Raw genomic sequence first — 17,851 nt, 5'->3', positions numbered from 1 at the left:
CATGAACACGCGAGTCACCAGACATATCGCCGCACTCAGCCTCTTTGTGGCCACAACCTGCGTCGGGTGCAGCATCGGCTCCTTCGGGTGCCCGAGTATGAGCACGGGCATCGATACCTTCGACAACTGCCCCGACGGTCAGGTCAAAGTTTGCGAGACCACCGAGGAGGGGCGATGCTGCACGTGCGACACACCACGAAGCACCGCCCCCGCAGCCGACGAAGAGTACTGACACCTCCACGCCGCCAACAGAAATCCCACCCCGATCTCGCCCCACCCCCAAGACGGTGTCAGGCACCGTGTGGGTTAGCTTTCATGCGCATCACGGCGCGATCGGGGAGCCGATCTTCTGCCGCATCTCCGCAAAAAAATCTGCTCGATCACGCAACGAATCGTCCCCTTTTGCCGAAAACCGTAATGAGGGCTGTTGATGAACCTTCATCTATTCACGGAGCACGGCACCCATGGGACACCCACTGCGAAATCAGGAAAAGGACGCCATTTACGAACTCGGCAACCGCACCCTGCACCAGATTTATGCACTTCTGCCCGAGGAGCAGGTCAACGCCATCATCCTGGGGCTGCTGTCCAAATACGCCTGGATGTACGGGGTCGAGATCTTCGCGTTTTGCTTCATGTCCAATCACTTCCACATCCTCGCGCGCTGCCGCTCACTGCAGATGCATCTGTTCATGCGCGACTTCCAGAGTCAGCTGGCCAAAAAGATCAACAAGTTACGCAACCGCACCGGTACCTTCTGGGAGCGCCGCTACACCGCGATCAAAGTCCTCACAGACGAGGCGATGCTCCAACGCCTGCGCTACATCGTGTGCAATCCGTCTGAGTCGAACCTCGTGCACCACCCGAAGCAGTGGCCGGGGCTGTGTTCGTGGGACATCCACAAAAGCGGGAAGCCGATGGTGGGCGAGGTGGTCAACCGCAAGACGTACTGGGCGGAGAAGCGAAAAAAGAAGAACGAGGACAAGACCGAAGCAGAGCTCATCGAGATGGCCACCGAACGGTACGCCCTCGAGATGGCCAAGCTTCCGCAGTGGCAGGAGCTCGACGACGAGGCTTACCACCAAAAGATCGTCGACGAGTGTCACACACACGCCGGAGAGTTGGCCAAACTGCGCACCGTGCCGTGCCCTGGGCCAAAGAAGGCGCTCAGCGTGAAATGGAGCGACTCTCCGAGGAAATCGAAGAAGGCGCCTCGGCCCCTGTGCCACGGCGGCGATTTCAAGCAGCGCCAGGAGTACCGCGAAGACCGACGACTTCTCGTCGATCGGTACCGAACCGCAGTCGGCAGGTGGCGCGAGGGCAAGTCGGAGGTCGAATTTCCCGACGGCACCATTCCGCCGGGCCGCCAGTTCTGCGTGGGCGGCAGCTGCGATATCCGCCGCGAGCCACCGCCTCACCTCAACTAAGTCCCCCCAATTCGCTGTCCCAGCCATTGTACCCGCCCGTTTGCGCCTTCCCGAGGCGCGAGCCCGCCGAAGTGTGCCTGCGTAGCCGCACGGGAAGCCGATACCGCAACGAATGACCTAGAATAATGCCGGAATTTGAGAACGCCCCCGTCACGTGATCAAAGGTGCCACGTATTTCCAACGCTTTGATGGGGGGTCTTACCCCGGAGATCGCCCCGTGAGCCGCATAGAGCCTGCTTTACACGGTGTCTGACACCTATTTGGGGTGGTTTTTGAGGGAGGGGTCAAATGACCCCCTCGTCCTTCATCGCCCCCACCTCCTCTGCTCCATACCCCAACCCCTCGAGCACCTCCTCAGTATGTTCACCGAGGCCGGGCGCTGCCGTGTGTTCGCGGTCTTTGGGCGTCAGTGGCGTGCGTGTCTGGTGGACGCCGGCGATGTCGAAGAACATCTCGCGCGCCTTGAAGAGTTCGTCTTCGAGGACCTCGGCCGGCGAACGCACCGGCTCGACGCAGACATCTGCTTCCTCGAAAAGGCTCAACCACTCCTCGAGGGTTTTCTGGCGCAGCACTTCAGCCACTTGCGCCCGTGTCTCCTCGCCCTGCTCCCCCGCATTCATGCCCTCACCTGCGACCTCCGGGGCGTCTATGACCTGCACAAATCCCATCCAGAACTTCGGCTCGAGTGAGCCAACCGATAGGTACTTGCCATCTTTCGTCTCGTAGACGTTGTAGCAAGGAAGCCCTCCTGTGAGCATGCCCCGGCCGCGCTCCTGAGGCTGACCGGCGGCCAACGACGAGTGCATCGGCAGGTGAAAGCTCAGCGCACCGTCGGTCATCGAAATATCGACGTGGGCGCCTTTCCCAGTGCGCTCGCGCTTGTGCAGCGCCGCCAGAATTCCCACCGCGGCATACAACGCCCCACCGGCGATGTCAGCCAACTGGAACCCCGGAACTACCGGGCTCTCCCCGTGGCGCCCGTTCTGCTCGAGCAAGCCGGCGCGCGCCATATAATTCAAATCGTGGCCGGCCTTGCCCTTCATCGGTCCAATCTGGCCGTATCCCGAAATCGAGCAGTAAATCAGCCCCTCGTTGATGTCCGACAGCGTCTCGTACCCCAAACAAAGCCTGTCCATGACGCCCGGCCGAAACGACTCGACGAGGATGTCAGCCTCCTCGACGAGCTTTTGGAGAACATAGACGCCCGTCTCCTCCTTGAGGTTGAGCGTCATCGAGCGCTTGTTGCGATTGATGCCTGCGAAGAACGCCCCATACTCACCGGCCATCGGCGGATAGTACCGCGCGTAGTCGCCGCCAGTTGTCGACTCGATCTTCAGGACGTCCGCGCCCATATCCGCCAGCATCAACGTGCAAAACGGCCCGGGCAAAAGCCTCGAGAGGTCGAGGACTTTCAAATCGGACAACCACAACTCGTCAGCGTTCATCGGAGGCTCCTTGTCGTTGGGTGCGGGGTCATCTTGCCCTCGCTTGCGAAAGCTGGAAGCACTCGCACCGATTTAAAGCAAAAAAGGCGCACCCCAAAGAGTGCGCCTTTCTTCAAACAATCGCGGCTGGCGCGATTTAGCCCATGAAGGTCTGAAGCTTCATCGCCAGGCCCATGTCGCCCTGGATCTTGATCTTGCCCATCATGAAGGCCTGCGGTCCGGGCAGCTTGCCCTCCCACATGTCGACAAAGTCGCTGTCCTTCATCTCGATGGTCACGTCGGCATCGTCGGACTCACCCTCGCTGACGTAGTCGCCGTCTTTGGTGAAGTCGACCGTCCAGGAACCACCGTCGTCGCCAGTGATGTTGAACTGGTAGACCGAGTTGATGCTCTGGATCTTCTCGTTGCCTTCGAGCTTGTTGGGAAGCGTCTCGCTGAAGATTTCCTGTGCAGTCGCCATCTCTTTGCCCCTTCGTTAGGAGGTTGTAAGCAAATACTAACAAAAGCTTCGGGAACTGCTATCACGTCAACTCGCGATGCGCAAGCCATATTCACTCGAATCGGGCGTGTCAGCGCCTCCAGCAGCCTGTCATCCGGTCGACGGGGGTCCCCGCGAAGAACAAGCTGAACACGCATACCCTCGCCAACAAGTTAGTGGCGATTGGTATGGCGGAGAACTCGAGCCGACGTAGAGCTCACCAACCAGATCGCGAGGGCCGACTCAGCGGCGCATGGACAACACCCGACGCAGTAGCTTCTTGACGGTCAACGTCAAACGAGTCCGATTATACGCGTCGCCTGCCTGTCGAATCGCCGAAGCAGTCGTCGGGTACGGATGAATGACATCGGCCAGCGTGTCGAGCTCCATGCCCGCGCGCATCGCCACGGTAATTTCGCTAATGAGGTCACCGGCACGCGGCCCCACGATCGTCGCCCCGAGGATGGCTCCGGAGTCGTCGACGTGCAGGCGAACAAACCCCTCGCTCTCTCCTTCCAAGACGGCCCGATCGACTTCATCAAAGGGCTGTGTCAACGTCCGGTAATTGATGCCCCGCTCTTCGAGGTCGCGCGGATAGAGCCCCACGTGAGCAACTTCTGGATCGGTGTAGGTGCACCAGGGAATCAACAAATCGTCGAACTTCTGACGCCCGAAGAATAGCGCGTTCCTTACGACCATTCGCGCCATAAAGTCGGCGGCGTGGGTGAACCGATAACGCGTGGCGACATCTCCGACAGCATAAATATCGGAGTTCGTCGTCTGTAGCCTGTCGTCCACGGCCACGCCGTGACGCTCGTCGAACTCGACGCCGGCCTCTTCGAGTCCTAGTTCCGTGACATTGGGGCGTCGTCCGGTGGCGACCAAGAGCTGGTCGAATTTACATGTTTCGCGACCTGCCTCCCCGACGTTCAGGTGCACGCAGATACTCGACGATTCGTCTCCGGACGACACCCTGCCGATATCCGCGCCGAGCCGAAACACCACGCCATCTTCCTCGAGCGCGCGATGCACGATTTCGGCCGCTTCGACATCCTCACGCGGCAAAATGCGCTCCTGGATATCGAAGAGGGTCACCTGCGCTCCCAACCGGCTGAACGCTTGGGCCATCTCCGCACCAATGGGCCCGGCGCCAATCACACCAAACCGCGCAGGGAGCTCGGTCAAATTGAACAGGCTCGAGCTCGTCAAATACGGCGCCTCCTTCAGGCCCGCGATGGAAGGAACCGCCGGCTGTGCCCCGGTGGCAATACACGCCTTGGCGAAGTCGAGTTCGGTCTCCCCCACCCGCACCGTGTTCGGTCCGCTGAACCTAGCTTCGCCCAGGAACACATCGACCCCCAACTCCTTTGCGAATCGCTCGGCCGAGTCGTGGTGCGAGAGCTGAGCACGTACCGCGCGTACCCGCTCCATGACCTGCCCGAAATCGATCTCGACTTCGCCTCGAACGTGCACGCCGAACTCCCCGGCGCGCCGCACCTCGGCGGCAGCACGAGCCGCCCGGAGCAACGCCTTGGAGGGCACGCACCCGAAGTTCAAGCAGTCACCACCCATCAGATGCTTTTCGATGATCGCGACTTTGCCGCCCAGGCCGGCCACGGCCGCGGCGGTGACCAATCCGCCGGTTCCTGCGCCGATGACGACCATGTTGTAGCGGTCCTTCGGCTCCGGATTGACCCAAGCGGGCGGATGCACCTGGTCGAGCAACTCGACGTTTGCCTCGTCCATCGGCTCCACGCCGATTTGGTCGACCTTTGTCGCCGTTTGGAGCATCACGTCGTCCGGCATGCGCGGCTGCAGCCCCACGCCGGAGTCGCCAGGATGCGCCGGCCCGAATACATCGGACCACGACACCTTTCCGCCGCTGCCGCTCTCGGCCTTGCGTCCGTGATCCTCATCGGACGAGAACCGGTAGAACAGGTAATCGTTCTCGAACTTGTGCTCGCGTAGCACATGGTGGAACACCCCGGCTTCGAGCAACAGGTTGCCGATTCGCTCGGCCTCCTCGATGTCGCGGGCCACCCCCGCCTCGACCATCCACGCGCACGCCTCCTCACCGACAAAGCAATCCTCGTAGGTCTCTAGCCGGTATGTACGGTCGGTAATCTCGACATTCTCGCGCAGCTTCTCGATGAGCTCGTCGGGGTGCATTCCGATATCTCGTTCTTTCTCGAGCTCCGAGACGACTTCCGTTCGCTCTTTCATGATGGCTTCGTCTACCTGAGGAATCAGACTCGAATCGTTCTTGGCACACTCTTCAGGACTCCGGCATCGTGTCGTCTCTTCGTCCCAGCACTCATAGCGGCAGGCGTACGGTGAACGTCGCGCCCTCGCCTAGCCCCGAGCTGTGCGCCTCGATGGTTCCCCCGTGCAATTCGACCAGCCCCGCAGCCACGGCCAATCCGAGGCCCAGCCCCCCGCGCTGGCGAGCGATGTCTTGGGGCTCTTGCTTGAACGCTTCGAAGAGAACGTCGGCTCGCTCGGGCCGAAAGCCGATGCCGGTATCGCTCACGCGCACCACGGCGCAGCCGTTCGAGCGCTCGGCCACAACTTTGACGGTGCCGCCGGGATCGGTGAACTTGAGAGCGTTCGAAACCAAATTCTCGAAGATCTGGGTGAGGCGGGCGGGATCGGCGCAGAGTGCCATGGGCTCATCGGAGGCTAGTTCTACCTCCAAATGGATATTCTTGGCCTTGGCGTTTCCCTCTCTCACGGCGATGACGTCGTGCAGCAGTTGGGTGAGGTCGACCTCCTGTTTGTCGACCATGATCTTGCCGCGCACGATCCGCGACACATCCAGAAGCCCGTCGATCAATTTGGCCATCTGGGCCGATTGACGCCCGAGCATCGCCACGGTGCGCTCTCGAATGGAGGCCACCTCACCCTGTTGCTCGAGCAGATCCACGGCCAGTTGGATGGCGGCCAATGGGTTGCGCAATTCGTGGCCCAGCATGGCCAAAAACTCGTCCTTACGCTGGGTTGCCTGCTTTTGCTCGGTTGTATCGCCTACTACACCGACGAGGCGCGTGCCGATGGCGTCGGCGCCGCCGCTCTCGTGCAGCGCCTTTCCGGTCGCGTGGACCCATCGAAGCTCGCCGGGTCGCGGAATCACTCGGAATTCGACGTCGTAGGCGTTGTCTAATGTCGGATCTACCGCGGCCTCGAGCGCAGCATTCACCTCCGGTCGATCGTTCTCGTGAATGCGCGACATCGGCACCTCGAGGGGCACCACGGGCTCGGTCGCACCGAAGAGCTCTCGACAGCGCGCGTCCCAAGCGACCGTCTGCGCGTTCACGTCGAAGTCCCACATGCCCATCTTTGCCGACGCGAGCGCCAGGCGCTGCAGCTCGAGCGCGCGGCGCTGCGCGGCCTCTGCCTGCACCAACGCGGTGATATCATCGGTCACCTGAACCACTTCGAAGATCTCACCGTTTTGGTCCTTGAGCGGATAAAACGACACGCGAATCCACCTTGGCTCGCCCTGTCGTCCGATGCGCGAAGGGTCGTAGTAAATCGGCGACAGACGTACGACTTCTCCGGCGAACGCGCACCGAATCTGGTCGACGACGCCCAGGGCGCGCACCTGCGGGTCCTCGAAGACATTATAACCGTCGAGAGCACCAGGTGGCGCATCCCACAACTCATGCCAGCGTTGGTTGGCCGTCTTGGCGGCTCCGTCCGGCGAGTACGTCTGGAAGGCAAACGGAGCCTGCTCGAAGGCTGCGCGCAGCGGTGCCTCGCTGCCGCGAGGCGATTCTACGGGCCGACCGACGACCGCTCGAATCTTCGACGCAATATAATCCGTCCACTTCGGACTCATGGCAGAGCTCGCTCTGGCCGTTTCTGCATGAACTCCCTCTTGTCTCGGTTCGCATGCTACCGCCCCCCAACGCTTCAAAGGTCGACCGATGCGCGGACTTTTCCACCCCCTCATGAACTCGCCCGTACGCGAGCTTCCCGACCATCCGTGCACTCAGCGCGCCTGTCATCACCCGCGGCAGCTTATCTTCGAGCGATGGATGACTTGCGACAATGCTATCGCGGGCTTATACCCATAAGAGTGATATGCCCGTCGACACCTCGGAGCGGCTTCATTGAATAGCAATCCGCACATCTTGGTCGCGCACAAAAAGAGCGCCTACGAGAAGCTCGTGCTCGAGGAGCATGACGAGTCGGTCGCTCGGCTCATCTCCGAGGACGACATCAGCGTGCGCCGGCTCAAGCGCTCCCACGAAGCGCACACCCGAAGCCTCGACAATATCAGCGAGCACCTCAGCTCGTGCGGCATCCGGTTCGACAAGTGCTTTCGCGGCGACGTCGTCGAAACGTCCGGCTACGACCTGGTTGTCACCGTCGGCGGCGACGGCACCGTGCTCGACCTGTCGCACCGCATCACCCACACCCCGCTGCTGGCGATCAACTCCGACCCCGAGTCGAGCATCGGCTACTTTTGCGCCGGCACCGCCGACGATTTCCCGGAGCTGCTCTCGCGCACCATCGAAGCGCGCTGGGAGCCCTTCGAGTTGCGCCGATTCCACACGACCATCAACAACGAAACGTCGAGCGTGCCGGTGCTCAACGATGTGCTCATCAGCCACTCGAATCCCGCCGCCGTCTCTCATTATTTGCTGACGGTCGACGAGAACGAGCCCGAAGAGCAGCGCTCCAGCGGCATCTGGGTGTCGACGCCGGCCGGCTCGACCGCCGCGATTCGCTCGGCAGGCGGCTACGTGCTGCCGCTGGACAGCAAGCGGCTGCAATTCTTGGTGCGAGAGCCCTACCCCATGCGCTCGCATACCTACCACTTCCTCAAGGGGATTCGCCCCCTCGGCGAGCGCTTCGAGGTGATATCGAAGATGCACGACGGGCGCATCTTCGTTGACGGGCCCCATATCAGCTACCCGTTCTCCATCGGCGACGTCGTGGCCATCGACGCCGACGCACCGCCGCTGGTCATGTACGGGCTCGACGAGCGCCGCCGCACCGCCGAATAGCGTCTCAATAGACTCTCAGCACGCTCGTTTCCGTTTATTCCCGACCCGCTAGCTCAAATCAAAAAGGGAAATTTCTTGTGGCATTATCGCGCCGTGGTAGGTTACCCCTTACCCGCACGGCGGATGTAGGATAAGCAACGCAACCCACGTTTCTTCGGTTACAGCGCATACAAGCCCCATGAGTCGAAAAAGAACCAGCCGAAAGAAAGCCAGCAACAGCGGAGGCGGAAAGTTCAAGCGTCTGTTGGGCTGGACGGTGCTCATCGCCATCGTCTTCAGCGCCGGACTCATCACCGGCGAGCGCCTGGTGCGACGCGAAAACCTCGCCCCGCTCGTCTCGGTCACCGATCAGGTGGCCGAGCCGACCGACGAAGACGGCACAAACGGTAAAGACGGTGACAAGGCCGAGGAGCAAGAGGACGAAGAGCCGACTTTTGCTTTCTTCGACGGGCTCACCCGCAAGGACGAGGTGGCGCTCTCTTCGACGCGAAAGAAAGCCGAGAAGCCCGCCCCGAAAGCCAAAAAGCCGGCCCCCAAGCCTGACAAGAAAGCCGAGCCGAAAGCAAAAGAGCCCGCTCCCAAGCCGGAACAGAAAGCCGAGCCGGCCGCAGAAGCCCCGAAGAAGGCCGAGCAAGCCGCTGCCCGCTACACGCTGCAGGTCGCCGCGCACCCCGAAATGGAGAGCGCCAAGGCTCACATGGATCGCCTGCGCAAGATGGGCCTCGAGCCCCACCTCGTCTCGGCCGCCATCCCCGGCAAAGGCAAGTTCTACCGCGTGCGCGTCGGCAAGTTCCAGTCGATGGACGAGGCCCGCTCCTTCCAGGGTGACCTCAAGCGCAAGAACAGCCTGAGTACCTTCGTCTCGCCCCTCTGAACCTTTGATTCACCACGGTGGACACGGGGAGCACAGAGAATATGGGCTATTCTCTGTGCTCCCCGTGTCCCCGTGGTGAAATCTCAAGCCCCAAATTTCTTGAGGCGTCCTGCCTCGGCGAGCGCCAGCGGCAAGATGTCGCGTGATGCGCGGCGCCCCAGCATGCCCTTCAGGCATTCGCGCTCGGTCAGCGCGCTCGCCTGCCCCGACAGCACGGTCTTCGACCACAACGCGGTGGGAATCGGATGCCACGAGTGGTCTCCCAGCACGCTCGGAGTGCAGTGGTCTCCGGTGACCACCACCACGTCGAAGTCGAGCTCGAGCGCACGCGCGAACAGCGCGTCGCACTCCTCGAAGATGCGTACCTTGGCGTCGAAGTCGCCTTTGTGGGCCACGCTGTCGGTCTCTTTGATGTGAAGGTAGAAGAAGTCGTGCTTGTTGAAGTTCTCCTCGAGGGTTTTGACCTGATCCTCGTGGGACATGCTCGGCACGTCGAGCACATCCATCCCGAGCAGACGCGCGATGCCGCGGTACATCGGGTAGGTGGCGATCGCCGCACACTTGATGCCGTACAACTCCTGCAGACTCGGCACCGACGGCGGCGTGCCGATGCCGCGCAGCAGCACGGTGTTGGCCTCGGGTTCGGCCTCGAGCACCTCGGTCGCCTGCCGAACGAATTCGTTGACCAGGTCGGCGGCATGCTGCGCCTCGGGTCGCTCGGCCTCGACCGCCCGCGGCGAGAGCCCCGAGCGTTGCGGGTCGGCGTCGGTCAGCCCGCTGCGCAAGTCGGCGCCGCGAATCACCGCCGCGAATCGGTGCTGTTTGCCCGGAAAGATGTAGACATCGTAGCCGTCGAGGTCGATGCCGGCGCTGAGCGCGCGCGAGACCTCGTCGCTCGACTCGGTCGCGATATTGTTGGCGCGACGGTCGCCGATGACCAGACGGTCGCCAATTCGCTCGAGCGTGGCGTAATTGCCGCGCATCGCCAAGTCGGTGGGCTGGAGCGCGAAGTCATCGCACGGCTTTCCGTTGTGGTAGCACTGCTGCGCGCCGAGCACCTCGAGGACGCCGCGCGGCAGGTCGAAATGCTCGAGCGGGTAGCCAAAGAGCGACAAGTGCCCTGGCCCGCTGCCGGGCGCGACGCCGGCGCCATGCGCTTCGAGGCCGCCACAGGAGGCTCGCCTAGCGAACGCATCCAGGTTGGGAATCTGCGCCGTCTCGAGCTCGGTCTTGCCGGTGTCCGGGTGCGGCACGCCGCCGATACCGTCGAAGACCCAGAACAGAATCTTGGAGTCGTTCCGAAAGCACAGCTCACTGAGCAGACGAAGTCGTTCCATGACGCAGATGCCCTGGTAAGAGAGATGTCCTGGTGAATTAGAAGCTAGATTCCGCGGGGTTGGCCGACAGGCGGCCGTCCTGCAGATCTTGGATGCGCGCGTAGCGCAGCTGGGCCTTGTCGTTGTCCGGCTCGATCTCGAGCACGCGGCGCAGCGAATCGAGCGCCTCGGACCAGTGGGAGCGCCGCTCGGCCAGCTCCGCTTGCTTCATGAAAAGTGGGATCGCGTGGGCGAGTTTGTACTCGGGCATGATCCGCTTGCGGTAGCCGTGGCGTTGCTCGCGCTCGGCCAGCACCTGGTAGGCCGACTCGATGCGGTCGCGGATTTCACGCACGCGTTGGTGAACCTCGGGCTCCATCGCCTCGGGCACGCTGGCCGGGTCGAACTGCTCGATGAGCTCCTTGTAGGCCTTCTCGACGACCTCGTCGTAGCTCGACCAGTGCACGTTGAGCACCTCGAAGTAGCTCGCCTTATGCACGCTCAAGTATTTGACGGTGACGTTCTCGCGGAAGCGCTCACGCACGATGGTCTGGTGCAACGACGTATCGAAGCGCAACACGCCCATGCGGTGCAGCGCGTAGACCACCGCGAAGGTCTCGGCGGGCGACAGGTTGCTCTCGGTAAAGACCTCGCGCAGCCGACGCCGCCCCGAGACGATGCGGTCGACCAGACGCGAATGCTCCTCGGCGAGGACGGCGCGCTCGAGGCGGTCGCGCTCGCCGGGGGCGACTTCCGGGTAGGTGTCGAGTTGCTCGGCGACGAGCACGTCGCGCTCGTCGGTCTCCAGAAGCTTGAGGCGCTCGAAGAGACGCTTGAAGATGATCCGCTCGACGGGCACGTGGACGCGAAGCGGCGGCGCCGGCAAGTAGCCCGCCGGCAGTGAGTCGCTGTCGTAGACGCGCACTTCGCCGTCTTTGACCTCGCATGTTTGTCGCAACAGGTAGGTGATGCGACCGGCGATGGCGTGACGGATGCGGTCGTGGTCGAGAATCTCGAGCTCGAGCAGGCTTCGCTCGAACGTCGTGTCGTTCTCGTCCGCGTGAGCCGCCGCCATGCCCAACTGCTGTTCGTCGATGCGATCGGCCATGTGCAGCATCGGCCCGAGTTCTTCGCGGGGCGTGCGCGGCTTGCGAGTCATCTCGACGGTCAGTCCGCCGTCGAAGTAGACCTGACGCTTGACGTTGTCGCCCTCGATCTCGAGCAGACCGGTGAATCCGCTGCCCGACAGCTGCAAAAGCACGTCGATGATGCGCTCTTCGGCCAGCGTCTCGACGCGGTCCGGGTCGGACGCCGGCTCGATCCACGACGCTTCGGGCCCGAAGGTCTTTCCCGCCCACGGATCATCACGCAGCGCGCGCTGCGTGGAGGTGAGCACGCGAAGGTCGGGGTCGGTCAGCTCGACCGAGCGGCGCACCGAAAAATCACCGCGCCGGCTCTGCGGGCTCAGCGCGCCGAGCACGACGCTCGTGCTCGGACGTTTGTGACGTTCGAACGCGTTGTCTTTGGATTCCTCGGTGTCGACCGTCGAGCTCGAAATACTCGCCATGCGCACCGGCGGCGGCCCCTGCAGGGTGCGGCGCACGGAGACGTTTTTGGGACTCGACACATCGGAGTCCTCGGAAGTCTCCGATAGCTCGACCTCACGCGTGTCGGCGTACGACTCTTCGGAGGGTTCGACCGCGCCGGGAGCCCGGCTCTTGTCGAGGTGTTCACGATGGTCTTCGTAGATGGCTTCGAGCGCGGCCCGATCCTCGCGGTCGAGCTGCGACACCTCGACCGCGGTGCCCGCCGACGAGGTGTGGACCACTCGGCCCTGGGTTTCGACGGCGAACTGCGACTCGGGAAACTCGAGCTCGACGTTGATCAGGTCGTTGAGCTTGGGGGCGTCGGCGAAGGCGACAAAGATCGCGCCCACTTCCACCGCCTGGTAGAGCAGCGCGGCGACCGCGTCGGGCGTCTCGGCGCGCAGCACAACCTGGCGCAATCCGCCACTTCTGCTTGTTTGTGAGGGAACGGCTGGTTGGGAAAGGCGGCTCGTCAGACTCTCAGTCCAGCCGCCCCGCTTCACGCTCACGGGCTGTTCTTCCAGAGCGGCAGACGTGTGCGACGAGGACTCCACCTGTGAGGAGGACGCTTCCGCGATGTCCTCGATGTCCTCGTTCCCCAACTCGGCCGCAAGGCTCTCCAAGACGCTGGCCACGTCGGACGGAGCCATCTGCTCGAATTCGGAGGTGATGACGGCTCGAAGCCGGTCTCGCAGCGCTTGAAATGTCGTGTCCTTCAGATCGCCCGCCATATACTCGTGTCGACTCGCCGGGAGGCTAAATACGGTTCACTCTCCAATAGTCTACTCGCCATGTACCATCGCTGACAAATGGCGTCCGCATACTCTGAGAAACAAACGCTAATTCACTCCTTGTCGTCGTCCTTCTTCGGCTCAGTCTCAGTCTCAGTATCCGTGTCCGTCGCCGTCCCCGTGTCCGTCTCCGTCTCCGTATCCGTCTCCGTGTCCGTGTTCGTGTCCGTGTTCGTGTTCGTGTCCGTCTCCGTGCTCGTGTTCGTATCCGTGTTCGTGTCCGTGTTCGTGTCCGTTCCCGTCTCCGTGTCCGTCCCCGTCTCCGTCCCCGTCCCCGTCTCAATCGCCCCCGCATACGCCGGACGCACATTCGCGCCGGTATAAAACGGCGTCGTTCGGTAATAATCGATCAAATCGGGCAAGATGACTTTGACGGCGCCTGCGATCGGAATCGCAAGCAAAATCCCCAGAAGTCCGGCCAACTCGCCGCCCAAGAGCAACACGATGATGACGGCCACCGGGCTCAAGCCGACCTTTTCGCCGACGATTTTGGGCGTGATCACGTAGCCCTCGAGCAACTGGACGACTGTAAAGACGAGCGTCACGCCGATGATGGCGCCAAAGCCCGACCACTCCAGAATCACGACCAATGCGGTGAGGATCACCCCGATGAGCACCCCGAAATACGGGATGATATTGAGGATGCCCATCACGATGCCGATGGCGATGCCGCTGGTCACGTCGATGCCGACGGCGCCGAAGACGATGGCCAGCCCGATGGCGTAGAGCACGCCCAGGATGGCCGCGACTTGGATTTGGCCGCGGAACCACTCGCCGACCACGTCGTCCATCAGGGCCAGGCGGCCCAGCAGAAACTTGCGTCGGTGGGCGGGCAGCAAGGTACGCGTCTTCGACTTCATCGCGTCGAAATCACGCAAAAAGTAGAACGTGAAGATGGGGATCATGATCAGGTTGAGCAGGCTGACGACCAGCGCACCGGTTCGCGTCGCCAGGCCCGACAGCCACTGGCCGACGCGCTCGAGCACGTCGGGCGCGGCCGCCTTGGCCTCCTCGCCGTACTCCTCGAAGGCCGCCTCGAAGGTCGAGGGGACCTCGTACTGGAAGGTCTCCTCGACCCACGGGATGGCCTTGTTCTGCAGCAAGTCGAGCAGCTCGGGCACCCGCTGGGCGATATTGCCGATCTGGCGGGCGATGGTGGGATACAAAAACAAGATGATCCCGACGATCCCCAAGATTCCCACGAACAAGAAGACCAGAATGCCCGGCGTGCGCCCTACCCCGCGCTCCTCGAGCCAGTCGATGCCCGGGTCGAGCAGATAGGCGATGAGCAAGCTGACGAAGATGGGGAAGAGGACGGCGCTCAGCGAATCGAGCAGCCACCAACCGATATAAAGGAGGATGCCGAAGAAGAGCAGCTTCGAGAGCAGGTACAGGTACCGGCTGTAGTGCGTCCACTGCACCGCGGGGCTCATCTGACGGTGATTGTCCTCGTCGCCGTTGGGCTCCTCGGTTCGCTCGACATCGACGGTGTCCGCCATACTGCTCCCTCACAACATTCAACAATCATCATTCACGGCGCCCGTCGCTAGACGCGCGACGCTTCTCATTTGGCCTTCTTAGAATTGGCCCTGATCGCCGGCGCTCACGCTGAATTCGGCGAGGCCTTCGGCGCTCGGCGTGCCGCGCGCGGCCAGCGTGAACTCCTCGAACGACTGATTCTTCAGGGCGCGAATGGCGTACTCGATGATGTCCTCGGCGTCCTTTTTGCCCGGGTTGACCTCGAGCGCGACCACGCCCTCGGAGGCCCAGCGCACCCCGACCGACTCGACCTGGTCGAGCCCCTCGAGGAAATTCTTCACCTTCTGGAGCACCAGGGCGTTCTCGGCGTTGCGCAGGCCGATGAACTTCTCTTCGGCCTGCACGCCCACCGGACCGGGGCCGCGCATCAAGGTATTCGACACCAGCGCGGCGAGCGCATCGGTGCTCTCCTGTCGCGCCTGGGCGAGCGCTTCGTCGGCGCTGGCCGAAAAGCCTTCACGCTCGACGGTAAACCGACTCAACGCGCTCGTCTCCCCGGACTCTGCCGACACAAGGCTCACGTCGGCCGTGGCGGCCACTCGCTCGAGCCCCAGCGCCCCGATGCCCTTTTTGCGCTCGTAGGTGATATTGCCCACGAGCACGCGTTTGGCGCCCACGAGCGAGCCGAGCGTGGCGGCGTTCGCCAGCGACAGGTTGGGAGTGCGGTAGATCTTCGAGATGCGCACCTTGCTCGACAGGCCCACGAGGTCGACGCCGCTCTGGGTGAGCGCGTTGCGCAAGATAGCGTCCGACTCGGTCCACTTGGGCTGGTCGGGCTGGACCCACCAGTAGCGCACCGTGGTCGACGCGCCCTCTTCGAGCGCGACCTCCTCGGTGATCAGAAGCAGCACGTCTCGGGCGGTCGCCGGCGTATCTTTGGGGCCCGGGGATTGCGCCACGGCGCTCGGGATCGCCAGGCCGGCGATCAGCATCATCACAAGAGCCGAAATTGTCGAACGAAGCGTGCTGCTAGACATCATCAAACCTCCAGTTAAGACTCGCGGCCCAGCTTAGAACAAAATCGGCCGGCTGGCCAAAAAGAACCGCCCCCGAAAACCGAGGGCGGTCGTAGAATCCATGGAGGGAACGAGGTCCGGCGGCGTGGATATTTCGCGACGAATCCACGCCGCCTGCACGCCCTCTATCGGCGTCGGCGCCGCAGGCCGACGAGGCCCAAGAGCACGAGCAGCGCGAGCGCCGCGTTCGACGGCCCCTGCGTGCTGCTGCACCCACAACCCGAGTCGGCCGCCGAGCCCGTGCCGAGCTGGGCCGGCGAGTCGTCGACGTCGTCACAGGCATCGCCGATGTCGTCGGCGTCGCCGTCAGCCTGGTCGGTATTGGGCGTCTGCGGGCAATTGTCGACGGTGTCGGCGACGGTATCCCCGTCGTCATCGTCGTCGCACGCGTCACCCATGCCGTCGCCGTCGGCGTCGAACTGGTCGGGGTTGGCGATCCCGGGGCAGTTGTCGTCGCAGTCGGTCACGACCGCGTCGGCGCAGGCGTTGTCGCCCGCGGTGCCCGATGCGTCGCCATCGTCGCCGATGCCGTCGCCGTCGGTGTCGTCCTCGCATGCGTCACCCGTGCCGTCGTTGTCGGTGTCGGTCTGGTCGGTGTTGGCGACCAGCGGGCAGTTGTCGGCGGTGTCGGCGATCGTGTCGCCGTCGTCATCGTCGTCGCACACATCGCCCGTCCCATCGCCGTCGGCGTCAGCCTGGGTGTCGTTGGGCTCGGTCGCACAATTGTCGTCGACGTCGAGGACTCCATCGTCATCGTCGTCCTCGTCGCACGCATCGCCCTGCCCGTCGCCATCGGTGTCGACCTGCGTGTCGTTGGGCACGCCCGGGCAGTTGTCGAGCGTGTCGGCGAAAGTGTCGTTGTCGTCGTCGGCGTCGCAAGCGTCGCCCGCGCCGTCGCCGTCGTTGTCCGCCTGGTCGATGTTGGCCACGAGCGGGCAATTATCGGCGGTGTCAGCGACCGTATCTCCATCGTCATCGTCGTCGCACGCATCGCCTGCGTCGTCTCCATCTGTGTCGGTCTGCGCGGCGTTCGGCGTCGTCGGGCAGTTGTCGAGCGTGTCGACCACCCCGTCTTCGTCGTCGTCACCGTCACATGCGTCGCCGTCCCCGTCACCATCGGTGTCCGTCTGGTCCGTGTTCGCGGTCATCGGGCAGTTGTCCGCGGTGTCGGCGACCGTGTCGCCGTCGTCATCATCGTCACAGACGTCGCCCGCGCCGTCGCCGTCAAGATCCTCCTGGTTCGCGTTGGGCACACCCGGGCAATTGTCGGCCGTGTCGGCGATCGTATCGCCATCGTCATCGTCGTCGCACTCATCGCCTGCCCCATCACCGTCGGTGTCCGTCTGATTGGTATTCGCCGTCATCGGGCAATTGTCGGCCGTGTCGGCGACGGTGTCGCCGTCGTCATCGTCGTCACACACGTCACCTGCGTCGTCGCCGTCGGTATCCGTCTGGTTCGTATTCGCCGTCATCGGGCAGTTGTCGGCGGTGTCGGCGATCGTGTCGCCGTCGTCATCGTCGTCGCAGGCGTCGCCGATCCCGTCACCGTCGGTGTCCGTCTGGTTCGCGTTGGCCGCAAGCGGGCAGTTGTCGGCGGTATCGGCGACCGCGTCGCCGTCGTCATCGTCGTCACACACGTCACCTGCGCCGTCGCCGTCGGTATCCGTCTGGTTCGTATTGGCTGTCAGCGGGCAGTTGTCGGCGGTATCGGCGACGGTGTCCCCGTCGTCATCGTCGTCGCACGCATCGCCCGCCCCGTCGCCGTCGGTGTCGAGTTGGGACGCATTGGCGACCGTCGGGCAGTTGTCCGAGGTGTCGAAAATGCCGTCGCCGTCGGTGTCGTCGCCGAGCACCAACCGAATCATCGGCGCCCACGTGTTGCCCTGATAGTCGGGGTAGGTGTCCGCCGTCGAGCTATTCGCCGAGCGGTTATAGATATTGGTGAACAGCCCGTTGCCCGCACTGAACGGCTGGGTGGGGTTATGTTGGTAATCGAAGTAGGTGGTGGAGACTGAGTCGCAATAAAACGCGACCGTGTAGGTGGTGTTGGCCTGCAGCGTGTAGCTGAGCTGCGAGATGTGCCACTTCTCGGTGCCGTCGCCGGCCGACACCGTCCCGGCGGCCAACTGATTGCCCGACGCATCGTACAGACGCGCGGCCACCGACCCGCCGTTGGGGACATCGACGAACCACTCGGCGGCCTCGATGCTCACCTCCTGAGTGACCGTGAACTGGTAGCCGCGCACCGACCAATAGAGGGTGTCGTTGCTCGGGGTGCCGTCCGACGGCGTCAAATCAACCGTCTGGGCACTCGCCGCGCTCGGCAGCGCCACGAGGAGCAACAAGGCCAACGCGAATAATCCCCTA

General features: G+C 63.1%; 13 protein-coding genes. 4 read left to right on the top strand and 9 right to left on the bottom strand.

Translation table 11 applies throughout. The features are described 5' to 3' along the window. The first annotated feature begins 1 nt into the window (after position 1). Both FIV42_RS27845 and FIV42_RS27840 read left to right on the top strand, forming a co-directional pair. Positions 2 to 232 (top strand): hypothetical protein, encoded by a 231-nt coding sequence (locus FIV42_RS27845; protein ID WP_141200863.1) that lies wholly within the window; start codon positions 2 to 4, stop codon positions 230 to 232. Positions 233 to 464: 232 nt separating this feature from the next. After that, positions 465 to 1,427: a transposase gene (locus FIV42_RS27840; protein WP_141200862.1), complete on the top strand. Its 963-nt coding sequence runs from the start codon at positions 465 to 467 to the stop codon at positions 1,425 to 1,427. A gap of 284 nt (positions 1,428 to 1,711) precedes the next feature. On the opposite strand, the gene FIV42_RS27835 is transcribed toward FIV42_RS27840, so the two are convergent. The 4 genes from FIV42_RS27835 to FIV42_RS27820 all read right to left on the bottom strand — a co-directional run bounded on the left by FIV42_RS27835 (position 1,712) and on the right by FIV42_RS27820 (position 7,188). Further along, entirely contained in the window at positions 1,712 to 2,872 is a 1,161-nt protein-coding gene (locus FIV42_RS27835; RefSeq protein WP_141200861.1) for a CaiB/BaiF CoA transferase family protein, read from the bottom strand. A 136-nt stretch (positions 2,873 to 3,008) separates the two neighbouring features. After that, a complete protein-coding gene (locus FIV42_RS27830) occupies positions 3,009 to 3,332 on the bottom strand; it encodes an SCP2 sterol-binding domain-containing protein (RefSeq protein WP_141200860.1) in 324 nt (107 codons plus the stop codon). Between the two features lie 261 nt (positions 3,333 to 3,593). Beyond that, entirely contained in the window at positions 3,594 to 5,573 is a 1,980-nt protein-coding gene (locus tag FIV42_RS27825; RefSeq protein ID WP_222615334.1) for an FAD-containing oxidoreductase, read from the bottom strand. Positions 5,574 to 5,664: 91 nt separating this feature from the next. Continuing rightward, positions 5,665 to 7,188 carry a sensor histidine kinase gene (locus FIV42_RS27820; RefSeq protein WP_168210993.1) on the bottom strand — a complete coding sequence of 508 codons (1,524 nt, stop codon included), beginning with the start codon at positions 7,186 to 7,188 and terminating at the stop codon, positions 5,665 to 5,667. Between the two features lie 274 nt (positions 7,189 to 7,462). On the opposite strand from FIV42_RS27820, the gene FIV42_RS27815 reads away from it, so the two are divergent. Then, the gene (locus FIV42_RS27815; RefSeq protein WP_141200858.1) at positions 7,463 to 8,362 is read left to right on the top strand and encodes an NAD(+)/NADH kinase; all 900 of its coding nucleotides are present in this window, start codon (positions 7,463 to 7,465) and stop codon (positions 8,360 to 8,362) included. 178 nt (positions 8,363 to 8,540) lie between these two features. Further along, positions 8,541 to 9,236 (top strand): SPOR domain-containing protein, encoded by a 696-nt coding sequence (locus FIV42_RS27810; protein ID WP_141200857.1) that lies wholly within the window; start codon positions 8,541 to 8,543, stop codon positions 9,234 to 9,236. Positions 9,237 to 9,319: 83 nt separating this feature from the next. On the opposite strand, the gene FIV42_RS27805 is transcribed toward FIV42_RS27810, so the two are convergent. The 5 genes from FIV42_RS27805 to FIV42_RS31515 form a co-directional block, all read right to left on the bottom strand. Beyond that, entirely contained in the window at positions 9,320 to 10,573 is a 1,254-nt protein-coding gene (locus tag FIV42_RS27805) for an alkaline phosphatase family protein (protein ID WP_141200856.1), read from the bottom strand. A 37-nt stretch (positions 10,574 to 10,610) separates the two neighbouring features. Continuing rightward, entirely contained in the window at positions 10,611 to 12,869 is a 2,259-nt protein-coding gene (locus tag FIV42_RS27800; RefSeq protein WP_141200855.1) for a J domain-containing protein, read from the bottom strand. Between the two features lie 113 nt (positions 12,870 to 12,982). Then, the gene (locus FIV42_RS27795; RefSeq protein WP_141200854.1) at positions 12,983 to 14,428 is read right to left on the bottom strand and encodes an AI-2E family transporter; all 1,446 of its coding nucleotides are present in this window, start codon (positions 14,426 to 14,428) and stop codon (positions 12,983 to 12,985) included. A gap of 78 nt (positions 14,429 to 14,506) precedes the next feature. After that, a complete protein-coding gene (locus FIV42_RS27790; RefSeq protein WP_141200853.1) occupies positions 14,507 to 15,448 on the bottom strand; it encodes a hypothetical protein in 942 nt (313 codons plus the stop codon). Positions 15,449 to 15,609: 161 nt separating this feature from the next. Then, complete coding sequence (locus tag FIV42_RS31515; protein WP_168210992.1) at positions 15,610 to 17,835, bottom strand: thrombospondin type 3 repeat-containing protein; 2,226 nt, start codon at positions 17,833 to 17,835, stop codon at positions 15,610 to 15,612. Positions 17,836 to 17,851: the final 16 nt, after the last annotated feature.

Origin of the sequence: Persicimonas caeni, from assembly GCF_006517175.1 — a bacterium.
GTDB lineage: Bacteria > Myxococcota_A > Bradymonadia > Bradymonadales > Bradymonadaceae > Persicimonas > Persicimonas caeni.
Note: the sequence above shows the minus strand (reverse complement) of the source record. Positions and strands in the feature narration are given on the sequence as shown.